Source organism: Amycolatopsis sp. NBC_00438 (assembly GCF_036026695.1).
Lineage (GTDB): Bacteria > Actinomycetota > Actinomycetes > Mycobacteriales > Pseudonocardiaceae > Amycolatopsis.
The window spans coordinates 1,943,644-1,962,245 of the sequence record NZ_CP107923.1; the positions used below are offsets into that span (position 1 = coordinate 1,943,644).

The 18,602-nt window shown below is 73.2% G+C and carries 16 protein-coding genes and 1 pseudogene; 13 read left to right on the forward strand and 4 right to left on the reverse strand.

The genetic code is table 11. The features are described from left to right. Window positions 1-16 precede the first annotated feature (16 nt). The 6 genes from OG494_RS09330 to OG494_RS09355 all read left to right on the forward strand — a co-directional run bounded on the left by OG494_RS09330 (window position 17) and on the right by OG494_RS09355 (window position 6,873). On the forward strand, window positions 17-904 hold the full coding sequence (locus OG494_RS09330) for a ribokinase (protein WP_328453947.1): 888 nt from the start codon (window positions 17-19) through the stop codon (window positions 902-904). Then, window positions 901-2,784, forward strand: coding sequence for an SUMF1/EgtB/PvdO family nonheme iron enzyme (locus OG494_RS09335; RefSeq protein WP_328453949.1), 1,884 nt, complete (start codon window positions 901-903; stop codon window positions 2,782-2,784). The genes OG494_RS09330 and OG494_RS09335 overlap by 4 nt, the downstream gene beginning before the upstream one ends. Beyond that, the gene (locus OG494_RS09340; protein ID WP_328453951.1) at window positions 2,781-3,989 is read left to right on the forward strand and encodes a CaiB/BaiF CoA transferase family protein; all 1,209 of its coding nucleotides are present in this window, start codon (window positions 2,781-2,783) and stop codon (window positions 3,987-3,989) included. Before OG494_RS09335 ends, OG494_RS09340 begins: the two co-directional genes overlap by 4 nt. Further along, window positions 3,986-4,801, forward strand: coding sequence for an HpcH/HpaI aldolase/citrate lyase family protein (locus OG494_RS09345; RefSeq protein WP_328453953.1), 816 nt, complete (start codon window positions 3,986-3,988; stop codon window positions 4,799-4,801). The genes OG494_RS09340 and OG494_RS09345 overlap by 4 nt, the downstream gene beginning before the upstream one ends. Window positions 4,802-4,897: 96 nt before the next feature. Then, a complete protein-coding gene (locus tag OG494_RS09350) occupies window positions 4,898-5,614 on the forward strand; it encodes a phosphatase PAP2 family protein (RefSeq protein ID WP_328453954.1) in 717 nt (238 codons plus the stop codon). A gap of 23 nt (window positions 5,615-5,637) precedes the next feature. Continuing rightward, window positions 5,638-6,873 (forward strand): hypothetical protein, encoded by a 1,236-nt coding sequence (locus OG494_RS09355; protein ID WP_328453956.1) that lies wholly within the window; start codon window positions 5,638-5,640, stop codon window positions 6,871-6,873. A gap of 1 nt (window position 6,874) precedes the next feature. On the opposite strand, the gene wsfD is transcribed toward OG494_RS09355, so the two are convergent. The 4 genes from wsfD to OG494_RS09375 all read right to left on the reverse strand — a co-directional run bounded on the left by wsfD (window position 6,875) and on the right by OG494_RS09375 (window position 11,039). Beyond that, complete coding sequence (gene wsfD, locus OG494_RS09360) at window positions 6,875-8,377, reverse strand: glycan biosynthesis hexose transferase WsfD (RefSeq protein ID WP_328453958.1); 1,503 nt, start codon at window positions 8,375-8,377, stop codon at window positions 6,875-6,877. Between the two features lie 66 nt (window positions 8,378-8,443). Beyond that, window positions 8,444-8,656, reverse strand: a complete 213-nt coding sequence (locus OG494_RS09365) for a hypothetical protein (protein WP_328453960.1) — start codon at window positions 8,654-8,656, stop codon at window positions 8,444-8,446. Window positions 8,657-8,733: 77 nt separating this feature from the next. Then, window positions 8,734-9,162 (reverse strand): DUF6010 family protein, encoded by a 429-nt coding sequence (locus OG494_RS09370; protein ID WP_328453962.1) that lies wholly within the window; start codon window positions 9,160-9,162, stop codon window positions 8,734-8,736. An 86-nt stretch (window positions 9,163-9,248) separates the two neighbouring features. After that, window positions 9,249-11,039, reverse strand: a complete 1,791-nt coding sequence (locus tag OG494_RS09375) for a flavin-containing monooxygenase (RefSeq protein ID WP_328453964.1) — start codon at window positions 11,037-11,039, stop codon at window positions 9,249-9,251. 98 nt (window positions 11,040-11,137) lie between these two features. On the opposite strand from OG494_RS09375, the gene OG494_RS09380 reads away from it, so the two are divergent. The 7 genes and pseudogenes from OG494_RS09380 (at window position 11,138) to menC (ending at window position 18,539) form a co-directional block, all read left to right on the forward strand. Beyond that, a complete protein-coding gene (locus OG494_RS09380) occupies window positions 11,138-12,121 on the forward strand; it encodes an SDR family NAD(P)-dependent oxidoreductase (protein ID WP_328453966.1) in 984 nt (327 codons plus the stop codon). Window positions 12,122-12,207: 86 nt separating this feature from the next. Continuing rightward, window positions 12,208-13,013: pseudogene (locus OG494_RS09385) on the forward strand (alpha/beta hydrolase). A gap of 67 nt (window positions 13,014-13,080) precedes the next feature. Then, window positions 13,081-13,755 (forward strand): TetR/AcrR family transcriptional regulator, encoded by a 675-nt coding sequence (locus OG494_RS09390; RefSeq protein ID WP_328453968.1) that lies wholly within the window; start codon window positions 13,081-13,083, stop codon window positions 13,753-13,755. Window positions 13,756-13,923: 168 nt separating this feature from the next. Beyond that, window positions 13,924-15,399: an amidohydrolase family protein gene (locus OG494_RS09395; protein ID WP_328453970.1), complete on the forward strand. Its 1,476-nt coding sequence runs from the start codon at window positions 13,924-13,926 to the stop codon at window positions 15,397-15,399. Continuing rightward, window positions 15,396-16,526, forward strand: coding sequence for a M20 family metallopeptidase (locus OG494_RS09400; protein WP_328453971.1), 1,131 nt, complete (start codon window positions 15,396-15,398; stop codon window positions 16,524-16,526). Before OG494_RS09395 ends, OG494_RS09400 begins: the two co-directional genes overlap by 4 nt. Before the next feature lie 31 nt (window positions 16,527-16,557). Beyond that, window positions 16,558-17,439: a GNAT family N-acetyltransferase gene (locus OG494_RS09405; RefSeq protein WP_328453973.1), complete on the forward strand. Its 882-nt coding sequence runs from the start codon at window positions 16,558-16,560 to the stop codon at window positions 17,437-17,439. After that, window positions 17,436-18,539, forward strand: coding sequence for an o-succinylbenzoate synthase (gene menC / locus OG494_RS09410; RefSeq protein ID WP_328453975.1), 1,104 nt, complete (start codon window positions 17,436-17,438; stop codon window positions 18,537-18,539). Before OG494_RS09405 ends, menC begins: the two co-directional genes overlap by 4 nt. Window positions 18,540-18,602 lie beyond the last annotated feature (63 nt).

Below are 18,602 nucleotides of genomic sequence, written 5' to 3' on the forward strand. Positions count from 1 at the left end.
TCACGGACGGCGTGTCGTGACCGGCCGGGTGGTCGTCGTCGGCTCGGCGAACGTGGACCTCGTCGTCGACGTGCCCCGGCATCCGCACGGCGGCGAGACCGTCCTCGGCGACCGGCTCCGCCGCAGTCCGGGTGGCAAGGGTGCGAACCAAGCCGTCGCCGCCGCGTGGGCCGGGAGTGCCGACACCAGCTTCGTCGGCGCCCTCGGCGAGGACGAGGCCGCGGACCTGATCCTCGTCTCGCTCGGCGGGGCCGGGGTCGGCACCGACCTCGTCGCGCGGGTGGACGCGCCCACCGGGACCGCGTTCGTAACCGTCGATCCGGAGGGCGAGAACGCCATCGTCGTCGCTCCCGGGGCCAACCACCTCCTGCGCCTCGGGGCGCGGCAGGCCGAGCGGATCGCCGAGGCCGACGTCGTGCTGGCCCAGCTGGAGATCCCCCTCGACGTCGTGACCGCGGCCGCCGGACTCCGCAAGCCGGGCGCGCTCTTCGTCCTCAACGCGGCGCCGTCGCGCGACCTGCCCGCCGAGCTGCGGGCCGCGATCGACCTCCTGGTCGTGAACGAGCACGAGGCCGCCGACCTCGCCGGCACGCCCGAGGCCCTGCTGGACCACGTGCCCGCGGCCGTGGTCACCCTCGGCGGCGACGGCTGCCTCGTCCTCCAGCGTGCTCGGGAACCGGTGCGCATCAAGGGAATCCGGGTGGACGTCGTCGACACGACCGGCGCCGGCGACACCTTCTGCGGCGTCCTCGCGGCCGGGCTCGCCCGCGGTCTCGACGTCGCAGAAGCCGCGCGGCTCGCGACCGCGGCCGGTGCTCTGGCCGTCACCCTTCCCGGCGCGCAGACCGCCGTCCCGTCCGCCGAAGAGGTCGCGGTGCTCGCGGCCGGAGGAACAGTGTCATGACCGTCCCGTTCGACCCGCTCGTCCCGCGGCCCATCGACCGGCCGACGCCGGTGCGCGGCCCGCTGTCCGAAATGGACGAGGCCAAGATCTTCGCCGCGCCCGACGACCCGGCGGACGTCCCCGCGTGGCGCGAAAAGCTCCACGCGTGGCGCGAAGACGCGCGAGCCCGCCACGGCTACACCGGCGAGGCCTACGCGCGTCCCGGCGCGACCTGGGCGGCGACCTGCTACAGCGTCGCCCAGGTGTGGCTGTGGGACGAGCTCCTGTACTCGTTCGACGACCACCGGTTCACCCCGCAGCGGTTCCTCGACGACGCCCGCGAGCGCTTCGGCGGCCTCGACGCCGTCGTCCTCTGGCACGCCTACCCGGTGATCGGCCTCGACGACCGCAACCAGTGGGACTTCTACCGCGACGTCCCGGGGCTGCAGACCCTCATCGAGCACCTGCACGACGCCGGGCTTCGCGTCTTCGTCGACTACAACCCCTGGGACGTCGGCACCCGCCGTGGCGCCGACGACCTCACCGAACTGGCCGCGCTCGTCGCCGACCTCGACGCCGACGGCGTCTTCCTCGACACCCTGAAGAAGGCCGAGCCCGAGTTCGTCGAACGGCTCGAAGCCGCCAAACCGGGGCTCGTCCTGGAGGGCGAGTCGAAGCTCGCGGTCGAGCGGATCGAGGACCACGCCGCGTCGTGGGCCCAGTTCTTCGCCGACTCGCCCGTGCCCGGCGTCCTGCGCGCCCACTGGTACGAGCGCCGCCACATGCAGCACCACGTCCGCCGCTGGCACCGCGACCATACCGAAGAACTGCAGTCCGCGTGGCTCAACGGCGTCGGCGTGATGGTCTGGGAGGTCGTCTTCGGCGTGTGGGTCGGCTGGTCCCGCCGGGACGCCGCGACCGTGCGGCGGATGGTGACCGTCCAGCGCGCCGCGAGCGACCTGCTGCTCGACGGCGACTGGACGCCGCTGGCCGACCTGGCACCCGGGCTGCACGCGTCGAGCTGGGAGCTGGACGGCGTGACACTGTGGACGATCGTCAACCGCGGCGACACCGACTACGAGGGTGCGCTGCCGGGCCTCGACCTCCTGGGTGGGGTGCCGGCCCGGGGGATCGGCGCGGCCCTGGAGATCGCCGAGGGCGCCACCGAGCCCGCGTGGCTGCACGACCTGGAGACCACCCCGCACGACTCCGACGCCCGCTTCCCGCACCGGCTCGCGACGCGCGTCAGTCCACAAAGGACCATCGGCGAACCCGAGCCGGACGCCGTCGTCGTCCCGGCCGGACCGTACGTGCTGACCGTCCGCTACCGCGCCCGCGAAACCGGCATGTACCAGGGCGCGCCCTACGTGGACGAATGGAAGCCGCTCCCGCCGCGGCTGCACGACGCCCGGACGCTGCAGCGCGAGGGCGAGCTGGTCACCCCGGTCGCCGTCGCGGTCACCGAAGTGACGAACGCCCAGTTCGCCGAGTTCGTCGAGACCACCGGCTACCAGCCGACACAGCCCCACCGATTCCTGGCGCACAGTGGCGATAAGGACGAACCGGTGACCTACGTCGACCTCGACGACGCCCGCGCGTACTGCGCCTGGCGCGGCGGCCGGCTGCCCACCGAGGACGAATGGCAGCTCGCGGGGGAGACCGGACGCCTCGGGCGCGGCACCCCCGCCGTGTGGAACTGGACCGAAAGCGAACACTCGGACGGACGGACGCGCTTCGTGATGCTCAAGGGCGGCAGCGACTACCGGGCCGAAGGCTCCGAATGGTACGTCGAGGGCGGCCGCCGCGAACCGGCCTACAGCGTCAAACTCCTGCTGCCCGGACTCGGCCTCGCCCGCGCGGCGACGGTCGGCTTCCGGTGCGCCTGGGACGTGACCGCATGAGCGTCACCCGCGATCCCGCCGGCGGCGCGCTCGCCGGGCTGCGCGTCGTCGACGCGTCCACGCTGTTCGCCGGCCCGATGGCCGCGATGCACCTGGGCGACATGGGCGCCGAGGTGATCAAGGTCGAGCACCCGCGCAAACCCGACCCGTCGCGCAGCCACGGCGCCGCGAAAGACGGCGTCAACCTGTGGTGGAAGACCCTGGGGCGCAACAAGCGCACCATCACCGCCGACCTCGGCAGCGAAGGCGGCCGGGAGGTGTTCCTCGCGCTCGTCACCAGCGCGGACGTCGTCATCGAGAACTTCCGTCCCGGCACCCTCGAGCGCTGGGGTCTCGGCTACGACGTGCTGGCCGGCCGGAACCCGCGGCTCGTGCTCGCCCGCGTCACCGGTTTCGGTCAGCTGGGTCCGTACCGCTCGCGGCCGGGCTTCGGCACGCTCGCCGAGGCGATGAGCGGGTTCGCGGCGACGACCGGGGAACCGGACGGCCCGCCGACGCTCCCGCCGTTCGGGCTCGCCGACGGCGTCGCGTCGCTGGCCACGGCGTACGCGATCATGGTCGCGCTCGCGTCGCGCGGGCAGAGCGGGCGCGGACAAGTCGTCGACACCGCCATCATCGAGCCGATGCTGGCCATGCTGGGGCCGCAGATCACGCGCTGGGACCAGTTGGGGACCGTCCAGCCGCGCACCGGGAACCGGTCCACGAACAACGCGCCGCGCAACACCTACCGCACCGCCGACGGCCAGTGGGTCGCGGTGTCGACGTCGGCGCAGTCGATCGCGGAGCGCGTCGTCCGGCTCGTCGGGCGGCCCGACCTGGCCGACGAGCCGTGGTTCGCGACCGGCGCCGAACGGGCGCGGCACGCCGACGAACTCGACGAAGCCGTCGGCAAGTGGATCGGGCAGCGCTCGCGTGATGACGTCGTCGCGGCGTTCGAACAGGCGCAGGCCGCGGTGGCGCCCATCTACGACGCCGCGGACATCGTCGAAGACTCGCAGTTCCGGGCCCTCGGCACGATCCACGAGATCGAGGACCCCGATCTCGGGCCGATGCTCATGCAGGGCCCGCTGTTCCGGCTTTCGGGCCACGACGGCGTCATCGGCTTCACCGGACGGCCGCACGGCGCCGACACCGACGCGGTGCTCGGCGAGCTGGGGTTCTCCCCGGAGCGCGTCGCGGAACTGCGCGAGCGGGGTGCGGTGTGAGCCCGCCGCTGACGTTCCTCTACGCCCCCGCCGACCGGCCGGACCGGGTGCGCAAGGCCCTGGACTCCGCGGCCGACGTCGTGCTCGTCGACCTGGAGGACGCCGTCGCGCCCGCGCGCAAGGACGAGGCGCGGGAGAACGTCCTGCGGCTGCCGGCTTCCCCGGGGCGTCCGGTGCAGGTGCGCGTCAACCACCCGAGCACGCCGTGGCACGCCGCCGACCTCGCGGCGGTCGCGGCGTTGCCGCTGGAAGTTGGGGTGCGGCTGCCGAAAGTCGAGTCACCCGAAGAGATCCTGGCCGTCGCGGCCGCGCTGCCGGACCGTGCGCTGCACCCGCTCATCGAGTCGGCGCTGGGCGTGGAACGGGCCCTCGACATCGCGACGGCGTCCCCGCGGATCGCGTCGATCGGCCTCGGGGAAGCCGACCTGCGCTCGGATCTCGGCGTCGCCGACGACGCCGGCCTGACGTGGGCCCGCAGCCGCGTGATCGTCGCGGCGCGGGCGGCCCGGCTGGCGCCGCCCGCGATGTCGGCCTACGTCAACGTCCGGGACCTCGACGGCCTGGCCGAATCCTGCCGGGCGGGCCGGGCGCTCGGCTTCCGCGGCCGGACGGCGATCCACCCGGTCCAGCTGGAGACGATCCGGGCCGCGTTCCTGCCGACACCGCAGGAGGTCACGCGGGCGCGGGAGGTCATCGAGCGGGTCACCGGCGCGACAGCGGCCGGGGTCGGGGCGATCGCCCTCGCCGACGGCACCTTCCTCGACGTCGCGATGGTCGAACAGGCGCGAACGGTGCTCTCGCTGGCCGATTGACCGGTAGTGCGCCCCAAGGCCGCCTCGGGGCGCGATTCCGGACCGCTGGCAGCCGAACCTCAGGCGCACGAACACCAGCCGGTAGGGTCGCGCCGCATGTCCCAGGAACGGGTCCGGCGCGGCGGGCTCGCGTGGTACCTCGAAGCGCCGCTGCTCGTCATCGGCTACGTCGCCTTCGGCTTCGCCCGGGCCGCGGTCTACCGGGGTGACGGGCCGGCGACGAGCGTCGCGGTGTTCGTCCAGCGCCTGGAACAGACCCTGCGGATCGCCGTCGAGTACCCGCTCAACCACGCGATGCTCGGGCACCCGGTCGTGATCCACGTCGTCGGTTACTTCTACCGGATCTGCGTGGTCGCCGTGCCGGTGGTGCTGATCTGGCTCTACGTCACCCGCTCCGCGCGCTACCGCCGGCTGCTGCTCGTCCTCGTCGTGACGATGCTCCTGGACGTCGTGCTCGTGTGGCTCTTCCCGGAGTCGCCGCCGCGGATGGCCCAGAGCGGCATCGTCGACCACATGGCGACCTACGACATCCTCGGCGGCGCCGCGTCCCGCACCCCGAACCGGGCGGTGAACCCCCTGGCGGCGATGCCGAGCATGCACATCGCCTGGACGACCTGGTGCGCGTACGCCGTGTCGTCGTCGGTTCGCTCGCGCCGGGGGTGGCTCGCGTGGTTGTTCCCCCTGCTGACGGCGGTGGTGGTCCTCGTGACCGGGCACCACTACGTCCTGGACATCGTGGCCGGCGTCGCCCTCGTCGCGCTCTCGATCGGGCTGGTACAAGTGGCGTACAAGCGCCGATGTACGGAATTTTGACCGGTGGGTGCGGCAATGGCGCCATGCGAATTCCCCGAGTGCTCCTTCTCGTGCTGGCCGTGGTGGCCGGCGCGCTGGCGATACCCGGCACGGCGAGTGCCGCCTACAGCGACCCGCTGACCACCACGGCCAAGCAGAACCTGGTCTGGCACGCGACGCCGGCCGCCGCGTTGACGGCGTTGGACAGCGCGCTGCCGAACGTCAGCCTCAACACCGTCGTCCACGACCCGAGCTACACGATGACCGGCTGCACCGGCGCGGAGAAGGCCGCGCTGCCCAAGGCGCCGGCCGCCACGAAGTCGCTGTGCTGGGACGCCGAACGCGCGGGCAGCACGACCTGGGTGCCGCAGGGCATCACGACGTCCGGCGACGCCGACGACGACGGCCTGTGGGGCGCGGACAAGATCATCCTGTCCGGCTGGCACAGCACCGACGCGCTCGGCCGTTACGACGACGCGCGGATCCAGGCGGTCGACTACGACACCCCCGCTGCCGCCGCCCACCGGATGATGTACCTGGCCGTGCCGAACAGCACCGGCAGCACCTTCTCGGCGGCGAAGGCGCACATGGGCGGAATGGCCTGGTACGGCGACAAGATCTACGTCACCGCCGTCGGGAACACCTCGACCGCGATCCGGGTGTTCAGCACCAAGCACATCCTGCAGCTGACCGACACGACGTCGAACGCCATAGGCAAGACGCCGGGCGGATATGCGGCGTACACGTACAAGTACGCGATGATGCAGGTCGGCTACTACAGCTACGCGGGCGGCACCTGCAGCATGGCCTCCGACACCGGAGTGCCGTGCTTCTCGTCGATTTCCCTGGACCGCAGTACTTCGCCGGCGACGGTGGTGACGACGGAGTACTTCTCCGACCAGAGCCTGCACGGCCGGCTCTACCGCTTCCCGATGGGGACGGACTACCTGCTGACGGGGACCGCGACGGAGGCGTTCCGCAGTTCGGTGGGCAACATGCAGGGCGTCCTCTCCCACGGCGGCAAGTGGTACGTCGCCCACAGTTCGGCGACGATCAACGGGCAGCTCTGGACCCAGACGACAACGCAGAGCACGTCGGCCACCTGCGGCTCGACGTCGACGACGGCTTGCTGGGCGGTGCACCCGGAGGCGCTGACGTACGACTGGTCGACGGGCCTGGTCTGGTCCCAGTCCGAGTGGTCGACGGCGGACTGCACCGCGCAGGGGCAGACGTGCGGCCGGTCAGTGTTCGCGGTGCCGCTGTCCTCCCTGGCGAGCTGATTCAGCCGGCTTGAGGCGTCGGCTCGCTCTGCGGCTCCGGTTCGGCCACCGGGGCCGCGTGGCGACGGCGTCGCCTCAGCTGCTCGCGGACGAACCGGTACACCACCGGGGCCGCCATGACGCACAGCGACAGTGCCGCCGCGTCCAGCAGGTACGCCGCCAGCCAGACGTGCTTCGCGATCTCGAAATACCCGTCACCCACCACCGCCATCACCGCGATGCCCAGGGCCGCCGTCACCGACACGCCCGCCAGCAGGCCCGCGCGGTTCGTCCACGCCCGGCGGCGGACCAGGGCCACCACCGCCGCGGCCAGGCCCAGCAGGACCAGCAGGGACGGCCACCACGGGAGGCTCATGTCGTCGAGCCACTCGCGGAACGTCGCCGGGTTGCCGCCCATGTCGCCGCTGACCGGGGCCGAGTTGTCCGGGGCCTTGGTCGCCGCGCCCCAGGGGTGGTTCGGCAGGTACGGCAGGTCGCGGCCGTGCGTGGCCTGCAGGCCGATGCCGATCGCGCGGGCCAGGGCCGCCGGGTGGGACAGCAGCAGGCTCCAGACCTTGCCCTTGACGACGCTGGGCTCCTCCAGCAGCACGTCGGCGCCGGCCAGCTGCTCCGGCCCGTCGGGGTAGTACGCCTTGCCCGCGCTCTGGTTCGCGGACTCGGGCAGGCCCAGCCCGGCCGCCGAGCCCGGCAGCTCGACCAGGCCGAGGGTGTAGACGACGTTCACCGCGTTGACGTCGGCGTAGTTGCGCTCCTGCCAGGCGAGGTTCGCCCGGATCGGCGCGATGATCTCCAGCACCAGCAGGACGGCGAGCAGCGGCCCGACGAGCCGCCCGGACCACCACCGCCCGGCGCCCGCCCGGGCGCCGGTCACCGCGCAGACGAGCACGGCCAGCACGAACAGGGGCAGGAACCCGATCTTCGCCAGCCCCGCGACGACGCCGCCGGCCGCGACCAGCAGCAGTGCGGACAGCCGCTCGAAGCCGTCCTCGACCTTGGTGCCGGCGATCACCGCGAGCCCGCAGAGCAGCGTGTACGCGCCGAACAGGCCGGCGGGTTCGCCGAACGTCGAGAGGAACAGCCGCGCGAAGTCGGGGTTGAGCAGGGGAAGCACGGGCGGGATCAGCAGTGCGAGCCGGCGCCACCCGCGCCCGAGCAGCGCCCAGGCCGCGAGCCCCGTCACCAGGAAGACCAGCAGCGTGTACAGCCAGCCGAGCGAGGTGAGGCTGAACGCCCCGTCGCCGTCCGCGACCGCCTTGAACAGGACCGCGGCGCTCGAGGGCTGCGGGTCGGGGCACGGCGTGCCCCGGCCGAAGTCCAGGACGACGCCGCCGAGCCAGCTCGCTTTGTGGTCGGGGGTGGCCGGGCTGAGCCCGGCGGTGCAGAACAGCCGGTAGCCGTCACCGTTGTCGCCGGCGCCGTTCGGGGTGCCGAGAAGACCGAGACTGATGATCAGTCCCAGCGCAGCGACGAACCCGGCCGCGACGGCCATCCCCACCCTCTTCACACCGGTCAGCCTAGGTGGTGGGTTCGCCGGGCGGTTCCGGAACACCCGATTCCGGTGGTCCGGATCTCAGCCGGAGTGGCCGCACTGCAGGACGGGTGCGCCGGCCAGCGCCTCGCAGGCCGGGCACCTGGTCATCGGGCGCTCGCGCCGTCCCCAGTACGGGTGGGTCGCCCCGCACAGCGCCGTGACGCGGTCGCCGGGGCCGGGGTCCGGGTTGCAGCGGGGGCAGTAGGCGTGCGCCGCGCGTTCGACGGCGGTGCTGTCTTGGCTGGCGCTCATGCGGTCGGGATACCCGGCCGGGCGGGGCCGCAACCGCGCCGGGCCATGGTCAGCTCGCGGTCTGCCTGCGAGCAGGTCTACGGCGAGCTCGGCGAGACGTCGGCGGCCGGGCGGCCGGGGCGTGAGCGCAGGGACGTCCACACGGACCGGCCGCCGGTGAAGCACCAGATCGCGATCACCGGGTCGCAGAACGCGCAGCCGAACGACGAGTCGTGGGCGAACGGGAGGATCGGCTGGCCCTTGAGGTGGTGGACGACGTCCCAGCCGGTGTGCAGGAGCCAGCCGATCCCGATGAACGTCCACGAACCGAGCCCGCGGAACGCGACGTAGGTCATGACCGCGCAGAACACCAGCTCCCACGGCCCGAGCGCGCCGCCCGACAGGTAGGCCGCGCCGGCGCCGGCGATCATCACCGCGTTGACGCGCTGCCGGTGCGGCTCGCGGATCAGCGAGTTGAGCAGGACGTAGAGGACGCCGATCAGGATCGGCGCGAGTACCGCGATCATGCTGGATCACGCTAGGAACCGGCGGGCGCGCCGGCCAGTGGCTGTTCTGCCATCCTCCGCCGGATTCTCGCCAGGCGGGCGGCGCCTCACATGACCTCGTCCATCCCGCCGTTCTCCCGCCACGCGGCGAGGAGCGCGTGGAAGGCGACCGGCCCGTCGCCGAACGACTGGCCGCGTTCCCGGGGCCTGCCCTCGTTGTTGTAGTAGCCCGGGGTGCAGTCGAGCTGGAACTTGTACCGGTCGGGCGCCTTCCGGCGGATCGTCTCGACCCACGCCTCCTCGGCCGCCGCGGTGGGCTCCACAACGGACGCTCCGCGCTCGCGGGCTTCGGCGACGACCGCCCCGATGTGGCTCGCCTGCTCGTCCAGGACGTGGACGAAGTTCACCGAGCTCGCGTTCTGCAGGGGTCCGAGGTGGAACAGGTTCGGGAACCCGTGGCTCGCGAAACCGTGCAGTGTCCGAGGCCCGCCGCGCCAGTGCTGCAGCAGCGAGACGCCGTCGCGCCCGACGATCGGCAGGCGCCCGGCCAGGACGTCCGAGACGCCGACGGCGAACCCGGTCGCGAAGATGATGCAGTCGACCTCGTACTCCCGGCCGCCGGCGACGACGGCCCGTTCGGTGACGGCTTCCACACCGCCGCTGTCGGCCGTGTCCACCAGGGTGACGTTCGGCCGGTTGAACGTCTGGAGGTAGTGGTCGCTGAACGTCGGGCGCTTGCACATGTAGCGGTACCAGGGCTTGAGCGCCTCGGCCGTGGCCGGGTCGGTGACGAGCTCGTCGACCCGGTCGCGCAGCTCGTTCATCTTCCGGAAGTCGGCGATCTCGTCGGCCTGCTCGCGGGCGTCGGGGGCGAGGTCCGCGTACGCGTCGGTCGCGATCAGCTGCTGCAGCAGGCGGGCGCTGCCGGTCCAGCCGTCGCCGACCAGGTCCTCCTCGGCCCGGCCGCCGGTGACGACGGTGAGGAAGTTGTCCCGGCGCCGCCGCTGCCAGCCGGGGGTGAGCGACGACGCCCACGCCGGATCGGTGGGCCCGTTCCCGCGGACGTCCACGGTCGACGGCGTCCGCTGGAAGACGACCAGTTCGCGGGCGTCGCGCCCGAGGTGGGGGACGACCTGGACGGCGGTCGCGCCGGTGCCGATGAGCGCGACGCGCTTGTCGGCCAGCCCGGTCAGGCCGCCGTCGGCGGTGCCGCCGGTGTAGCCGTAATCCCACCGGCTGGTGTGGAAGGTGTGCCCGGCGAACGTCTCGATGCCGGGGATGCCGGGCAGTTTCGGGTGGTCGAGCGTCCCGCTGGAGACGACGACGTAGCGTGCGCGGATCTCGTCGTCGCGGTCGGTGCGGACGAGCCACTCGCCGTCGTCCCAGTGCAGCTCCCGGACCGCGGTGCGGAAGCACGCGTCGTCGTACAGGCCGAACGTCCGGCCGATCGCGCGGGCGTGCTCCAGGATCTCCGCGCCGGGCGCGTACTTCCAGCCGGGGACGTGGCCGACCTCCTCCAGCAGCGGGAGGTACACGTAGGACTCGATGTCGCAGTGGATGCCGGGGTAGCGGTTCCAGTACCACGTGCCGCCGAAGTCGCTGCCCTTTTCGATCACGCGGATGGTCCCGACGCCGGCCTGGCGCAACCGCGCGGCGGCGAGCAGGCCGCCGAACCCGCCGCCGACCACCACGGCCTCGACGCGATCGCGCAGCGGCTCGCGGACGAGCTCGCCCTCGACGTACGGGTCTTCGGCGTAGTACCCGAACCGGCCGGTGGGGCGCTGGTACTGCGCGCTGCCCTCCGGCCGCAGGCGCCGGTCGCGCTCGGCGCGGTACTTCGCGCGCAGGGCGTCCGGGTCGAAGCCCAGGTCGGCGGGCAGGGGCGAGGTGGGGGACATGGGTGGCCTTCCGGGTTCGGTGATCGGCTCACCTCCAGCAAACCCAGTCCGGGAACTGTGGTCAAGCAAGTGATTTAAAACTGGGGTAGGCTGTCGCCATGATCACCGCGGACACGCCGATCGGCGAGTGGGTGGCCCACCCCGAAGGCGGCCCGCTCATCCGGGCCCTGCTCGCCGGCGCGGGCTTCGACGAGAGCGTGCTCGCGCCGATCCGGCAGGTTCCGCTGGGCCGGCTCGTCGCGCTCAGCCAGGGAAAACTCGGCCAGGACGTCGTCGACGACCTGGTCGCGCGCGTCAACGACGGGGTCGTCCCCGCGGCCACCGGCGCCCGGGAGCGGACCGTCCCCGGCCGGTTCGAGGGCCGGACGGTCGTGGTGACCGGCGCGGCTTCCGGCATCGGCCGCGCCACGGCGTCGCGCATCACCCGCGAAGGCGGCCGGGTCGTCGCGGTCGACGTCTCGGCGGGCCGGCTCGACGAGTTCGCCGCGCGGTCGCCCGGACTCGTCCCGGTCGCCGCGGACATCACCGACGCCGCCGGGATCGAGCGGATCCTGGCCGCCGCCGGGACGCGGATCGACGGGCTGGCCAACGTCGCCGGGATCGCCGACGACTTCTCACCGGCCCACGAGGTCAGCGACGAGCTGTGGCGGCGCGTCTTCGCGGTCAACGTCGACGGCACGTTCCGGCTCATCCGCGCGGTCGTCCCGGCGATGCTCGAAGCGGGATCCGGGTCGATCGTGAACATCGCCTCCGAGGCCGCGTTGCGTGGCTCGGCCGCCGGGGTCGCTTACACCGCTTCGAAACACGCGGTCGTCGGGATCACCCGGAACTGCGCGGTGATGTACGGGCCGCACGGCATCCGCGTCAACGCCGTCGCGCCGGGCGGGGTGGCGACCGGCATCGGGCAGAGCGGCACGCCGTCGGCGTTCGGACAGGATCGGCTCGGCGCGTTCTTCGGGCTGATGCCGCCGATCGCCACGGCGGAGCAGCTCGCCGCGTCGATCACGTTCCTGCTGAGCGACGACGGCGCGAACGTCAACGGCGTCGTGCTGCCCTCGGACGGCGGGTGGTCGGCCCAGTGAAGCTCTCCGAGATCGCGCCCGAGCTGCGCGGCAAGGCGCGGTGGCTGCCGCGCCTGCCGCTGGAACGCGCCTGGGGGCTGCGCCTGGTGCGGTGGGGGACCACCCGGGCGCGGCCGGCGGCCGCGCCGGACGTCGACGTCGAGGTCACGCCGGGGTGGCGGGTCTACCGGCCGCGCGAGCCGCGGTCCGACCTGACGCTCCTGTGGATCCACGGCGGCGGCCTGGTCATCGGCGCCGCGGTCCAGGACGACCGGTTCTGCGCGGACACCGCCCGCGAGCTGGGCATCACCGTGGTGTCGGCCGAGTACCGGCTCGCCCCGGAGGCCCGGTACCCGGCGGCGCTCGACGACTGCCACGCCGCCTGGACGTGGACGCGTGAGCACGCCGCCGACCCGGCCCGGGTGATCGTCGGCGGGCAGAGCGCCGGCGGCGGGCTCGCGGCCGCGCTGGTCCAGCGCCTGCGTGACGCGGGGGAGCGGCCGCCGGCCCAGTGGCTGTTCTGCCCGATGCTCGACGACCGCACGACCGCACGGCCGCCCGCCGCGACCTCGACGCCCGGCGGCACCGGGGCTGGGACAACCGCCTCAACCGCTTCGGCTGGCGCGCCTACCTCGGCGTCGAACCCGGGGCGGAGGTCGTCCCGCACTACGCGGTCCCCGCCCGCCGCGAGAACCTGAGCGGCCTCCCGCCGGCCTGGATCGGCGTCGGCGACATCGACCTGTTCCACGACGAAGACGCCGAGTACGCCCGCCGGCTGCGCGCGGCGGGCGTCGACACGACCGTCCACGTGGCACCGGGCGCGCCGCACGGGTTCGAGGCCTGGGCCCCGGACACCGGCTTCGCCCGCGACTACCTCGCCACCGCGCGGGGGTGGTTGGGCCGGTTCGCCTGATGCGGGGACCGGACGGTGACTCCGTAAGGTGAAGGCAGCCGAGCACGGGGGAGACGAGGTGGCAGGGATGAACGTGAAGGCCGTCCGGGCGGAGCGCGCGAGCGCCACGCGGGAGAGCATCCTCGCCACGGCGGAGCGGCTGTTCGCCGAGCACGGGGTGCAGGTGGTGTCCAACCGGCACATCAGCGAGGCCGCGGGCCAGGGCAACAACGCCGCGGTCAACTACCACTTCGGCACCAAGACCGACCTGGTCCGCGCGATCGCCCGCAAGCACTCGGAGCGCGTGGAGCGGCTGCGCGCCGAGCTCGTCGAGGCCGTCGAGGCCGTCGAAGCCACCGACGGCCCGGGCGAGCTGCGCGACTGGGTGGCCTGCCTGATCCGCCCGACGACGACGTACCTGCGGGAGCTCGGCTCCCCGACGTGGTTCGCCCGGTTCACCGCCCAGGTGCTCACCGACCCGGCCCTGCGCGCGATCATCGCCGAGGAGTCGATGGCCTCCCCGGCGCTCGCGAAGGTGGTGGCGGGGCTGAACCGGACCCTCTCGGTCCTCCCACCGGACGTCCGCGCCGAGCGCGGCGACATGGCGCGCCAGCTGATGATCCACATGACCGCGGAGCGCGAGCGGGCCCTGGCCGAGGCCACCGCGACCCCGCGCGCGACCTGGGACGACGCGGGCACCGGGCTGATCGACGCGATCACCGGCCTGCTCCTGGCCCCGGTGACCCCGCCCGCACGGTCGTGAGTGGTTAGGGCGGTTCTAACCGCCCTGAACACTCACGACCGGGAGCCGCGGGTTCGTCCGCGCGGATGGACCGGACCCCCGCGGTTCGTCGTCGCGGACCAACGGCTCCGCCGGAATCCCTCCTATCGTCGCCACGACCCGAGTACGTGACGACGAGGAGGCGCAGCGGTGCGGACACTCTTGCGGGGCGGGCGGGTGGTCGACCCCGGGACCGGGTTCGACGGCGTCGCCGACGTGCTCCTGGACGGCGGCAAGGTCACCGCCGTCGGCGCCGGCCTCGAAGCGCCGGCCGGGACGACGGTCGTGGACGTCACCGGGCTCGTCGTCGGGCCCGGCTTCGTCGACCTGCACAGCCACGTCCACTCGATCGCCGGGCAACGGCTGCAGGCGCTGGACGGCGTGACCACCACCCTCGACCTCGAAGCCGGGCTGATGCCCCTCGACCGGGCCTACGCCGAGGCCGCCGCGGCCGGGCGGCCGCTGAACTACGGCTTCTCCGCCTGCTGGGCCGCCGCCCGGGCGCAGGTGCTCGCCGGGATCGAGCCGGACGCGCAGATCGAGAGCGGTCTCGCTGTGCTGGGCAACCCCGCGTGGCAACGGTCGTCGTCGCCGGAGGAGCTGGCCGCCTGGCTGTCCCTTGTGGAGGGTGAGCTGGCCGCCGGCGCGCTCGGTATCGGCGTCCTGATGGGGTACGCGCCCGCGACCGAGCCCGGTGAGTTCCTCGCCGTCGCCCACCTCGCCGCGAAGGCCGGTGTGCCCACCAACACGCACGTCCGCGAACTGGTCGAGGTCGACCCGGCGATCCCGGTCGACGGCTCCGAGGAGATCGTCATCGCCGCGGCCGAAACCGGTGCCGCGATGCACCACTGCCACGTCAACAGTACCTCCGGCCACCACCTCGACCGCGTCCTGGCCACCCTGGAGAAGTCCCGCGGCGCCGGTTCGCGCGTCACCGTCGAGGCCTACCCGTACGGTGCCGGCAGCACCGCCGTCGGAGCCGCGTTCATCGACCCGGACCGCTTGCGGCTCAAGGGACTTTCGCCGTCGAGCGTGGTGCTCCTCGAGACCGGCGAGCGCGTCGCGGACGAAGCCCGCCTGCGTCAGCTCCGCGCCGCCGACCCCGGCGCGCCGTGCCTGCTGGAGTTCCTCGACGAGGACAACCCCCGCGACCAGGCGACGCTGCGTCAGGCGCTCGCCTTCCCCGACTCGATCGTCGCCAGCGACGCGATGCCGGTGTACTGGACCGACGGCCGCACCGAGAGCACCGAGTGGCCGCTCCCGCCGGGCGGCACGACGCACCCGCGGACCGCGGGCACCTTCGCGAAGACCTTGCGCCTGATGGTGCGGGAGACCGGGGCCTGGACCTGGCTCGAAGCGTTCCGCCGGTGCTCCCACCTGCCGTCGCGGCTGCTCGACGACGTCGCCCCGGCGGCTCGCGGCAAGGGCCACCTCGGCGTCGGCGCGGACGCCGACCTGGTCGTCCTCGACCCGGCGACGATCACCGACACCGCCACCTACGCCGACTCGACCCGGCCGTCCCAGGGTGTCCGGCACCTGTACGTCGGCGGGGTTCCCGTGGTCGGCGACGGCGAACTGCGCACGGACGCGTTCCCCGGCAAGCCGGTGCGGGGTGAGCCGCGGTGAACGACCTCCTCGCCGACATCGAAACCCTCGTCCGGTGCGAGTCGCCGTCCGAAGATCACGACGCCGTCGCGCGCAGCGCCGAAGCCGTCGCGACGATCGGGCGCCGGCTGCTGGGCGCCGAGCCGGAGCGGATCGTCACCGACGGCTGCACGCACCTGCGCTGGCGCTTCGGCGACGGCCCGCCGCGGGTCCTGCTGCTCGGTCACCACGACACCGTGTGGCCCTTGGGTTCCCTGCGGACACACCCCTTTGCGATCGAGGACGGCGTGCTGCGGGGCCCCGGCTGCTTCGACATGAAGGCCGGCGTGGTGATGGCCCTGCACGCCGCCGCGGCGCTGGCCGATCGCACCGGCCTGGCGATCCTGATCACCGGCGACGAGGAGATCGGCTCACCGTCGTCCCGCGCGCTGATCGAAGAGGAAGCCCGTAGCTGTGACGCGGTGTTCGTCCTCGAAGCCTCGGCCGACGGCGGCGCGCTGAAGACCCGCCGCAAAGGGGTCTCCCGGTACTGGATCGAGGTCGAGGGCCGTGCCGCGCACGCCGGGCTCGAACCGGAGAAGGGCGTCAACGCCGGGATCGAGATCGCCCACCAGATCCTCGCGGTGGCCGCGCTCGCCGACGCCGATCGGGGCACCACCGTCGTCCCGACCGCGCTCTCGGCCGGGACGACGACCAACACCGTGCCCGCCGCCGCGAGTGTCGCGGTCGACGCGCGGGTGTGGGACGCGGCCGAGCAGGACCGCGTCGACCGAGCCGTCCGGAGCCTGCGGCCGGTGCTGCCCGGCTCCCGGATCCGGATCGCCGGCGGCATCAACCGCGCGCCACTGGACGCCGTCGCGTCCGCGGACCTGTTCGACCTGGCCAATTCCCTCTCGGGCGGCACGCTCACGGCCGCGTCGGTCGGCGGCGCGTCGGACGGCAACTTCACGGCGGGGCTGGGGATTCCCACTCTCGACGGCCTCGGCGCGGTGGGCGGGGGCGCCCACGCGGATGACGAACACGTCGTCGTCGCCCAGCTGCTCCCGCGCACCGCGCTGCTCGTCTCGCTGACCAAAACGGTGCTGGCCCAAGGGACTTCGTCCGCCACGACCAACACCGGGGGCGAATCCGGTGCGGGACAACGGTGACGCGCCGGCCCGATCCGGAAAGGATGGTCCCGTGACTGACGTTGTGACGAACACGGTCCCGTCCCTGCGGGACGAGGCGGCCGCCGCGGCCGCCACCGCCGCCGCGGCTTCGGGGGCCGAGGTCCGTGAGCTCGCCGAGGTCCCCGACCTGACGGCGGTGGCGCTGCTCTTCGAGTCGATCTGGCAACCGGAACCGGGCAGCCAGCCGGTGAACGCCGAGCTGCTCAAGGCGATGGTCGCGGCGGGCAACTACGTCGCCGGCGCCTTCGACGGGCCCCGGCTGCTCGGTGCCTGCTTCGGGTTCTTCGGCCGGCCCGCGAAGGGGGGCCTGCACAGCCACATCGCCGGGGTCCTGCCGGCCGGGCTCGGCCGCGGCCTCGGCTTCGCGCTCAAGCTGCACCAGCGTGCGTGGGCGCTGCACCAGGACGTCCCGGTGATCTCCTGGACGTTCGACCCGCTCGTGCGGCGCAACGCCCACTTCAACGTGACCAAGCTCGGCGCCCGCCCGGCGCAGTACCTGCCCGACTTCTACGGCCCGATGCACGACAGCATCAACGGGTCGGGCGACACCGACCGGATCATGGTCGCCTGGGAGCTCGCGAGCCAGCCGGTGCGAGCCGCCGCGCTCGGCGAGCCGGCGAGGTTCGACGCGGTGGCGCTGCGAGCGCGGGGCGCGTCGACGGCGCTGGAGGTGGGCCCGGACGGCGGACCCGTGACCGGGAGCGCCGACGGGCCGCTGGTGCTCGTCGCCGTGCCGCCGGACATCGAAGCGCTCCGCCGGGTCGACCCCGGCCGGGGGCGGTCGTGGCGGGTCGCGCTGCGGGAGGTGCTGGGCGGCCTGATGGCCGGCGGCGCCGAGGTCGTCGGGTTCGATCGTGCCGGTTTTTACGTGGTCGTCAGGGAGAAGCCGTGAAACTCAGTGGTGTGGAACTCCTGCGGGTGCGGATGCCGCTGGTGGCGCCGTTCCGGACGTCGTTCGGCACGCAGGCCGAGCGTGAACTGCTGCTCCTGCGCGCCGTCACCTCCGACGGCGAGGGCTGGGGCGAGTGCGGCGCGATGATCGACCCGCTGTACTCCTCGGAGTACGTCGACGGCGTCGAGCACGTGCTGCGGACCTTCCTCGTCCCGGCGCTGATCGCGGCCGGCGACCTGACGGCGAACAAGGTCGCGCCGCTGCTGGCGAAGTTCAAGGGCCACCGGATGGCCAAGGCGGCACTGGAGATGGCCGTGCTCGACGCCGAGCTGCGGGCGCACGGCGTGTCGTTCGCGTCGGCGCTCGGGTCCACAAAGGACTCTGTCCCGTGTGGAGTTTCCGTCGGCATCATGGAGACCGTCCCGCACCTGCTCGACGTCGTCGGCGGCTACCTCGACGACGGGTACGTCCGGATCAAGCTCAAGATCGAACCCGGCTGGGACGTCGAACCGGTGCGCGCGGTCCGGGAACGTTTCGGCGACGACATCCTGCTCCAGGTCGACGCGAACACCGCGTACACCCTGTCGGACATCCCGCAGCTCGCCCGGCTCGACCCGTTCGAGCTGCTGCTGATCGAGCAGCCCCTGGAAGAGGAGGACGTGCTCGGCCACGCCGAACTGGCCAAGCACATCCGGACGCCGATCTGCCTGGACGAGTCCATCGTCTCGGCCCGCTCGGCCGCCGACGCGATCACGCTCGGCGCGTGCCGGATCGTCAACATCAAGCCCAGCCGGGTCGGCGGCTACCTGGAGGCGCGGCGGGTGCACGACGTCTGCGCCGCGCACGGGATCCCGGTCTGGTGCGGCGGGATGATCGAGACCGGCCTGGGGCGGGCGGCGAACGTCGCGCTCGCGTCGCTGCCGGGCTTCACGCTGCCGGGCGACACCTCGGCGTCGGACCGGTTCTACACCGAGGACATCACCGAGCCGTTCGTGCTGGCGGACGGGCACCTGCCGGTGCCGTCGGGCCCCGGCCTCGGCGTGACGCCGATCGCGGGCCGGCTCGCCGAAGTGACGACCGCGAAGAGCTGGCTGGCCTGACCGGTTCGTCCGCCGCGATGAAAGATTCCCCCGGTCTCGTCGGATTCGACGAACCGGCGGGGT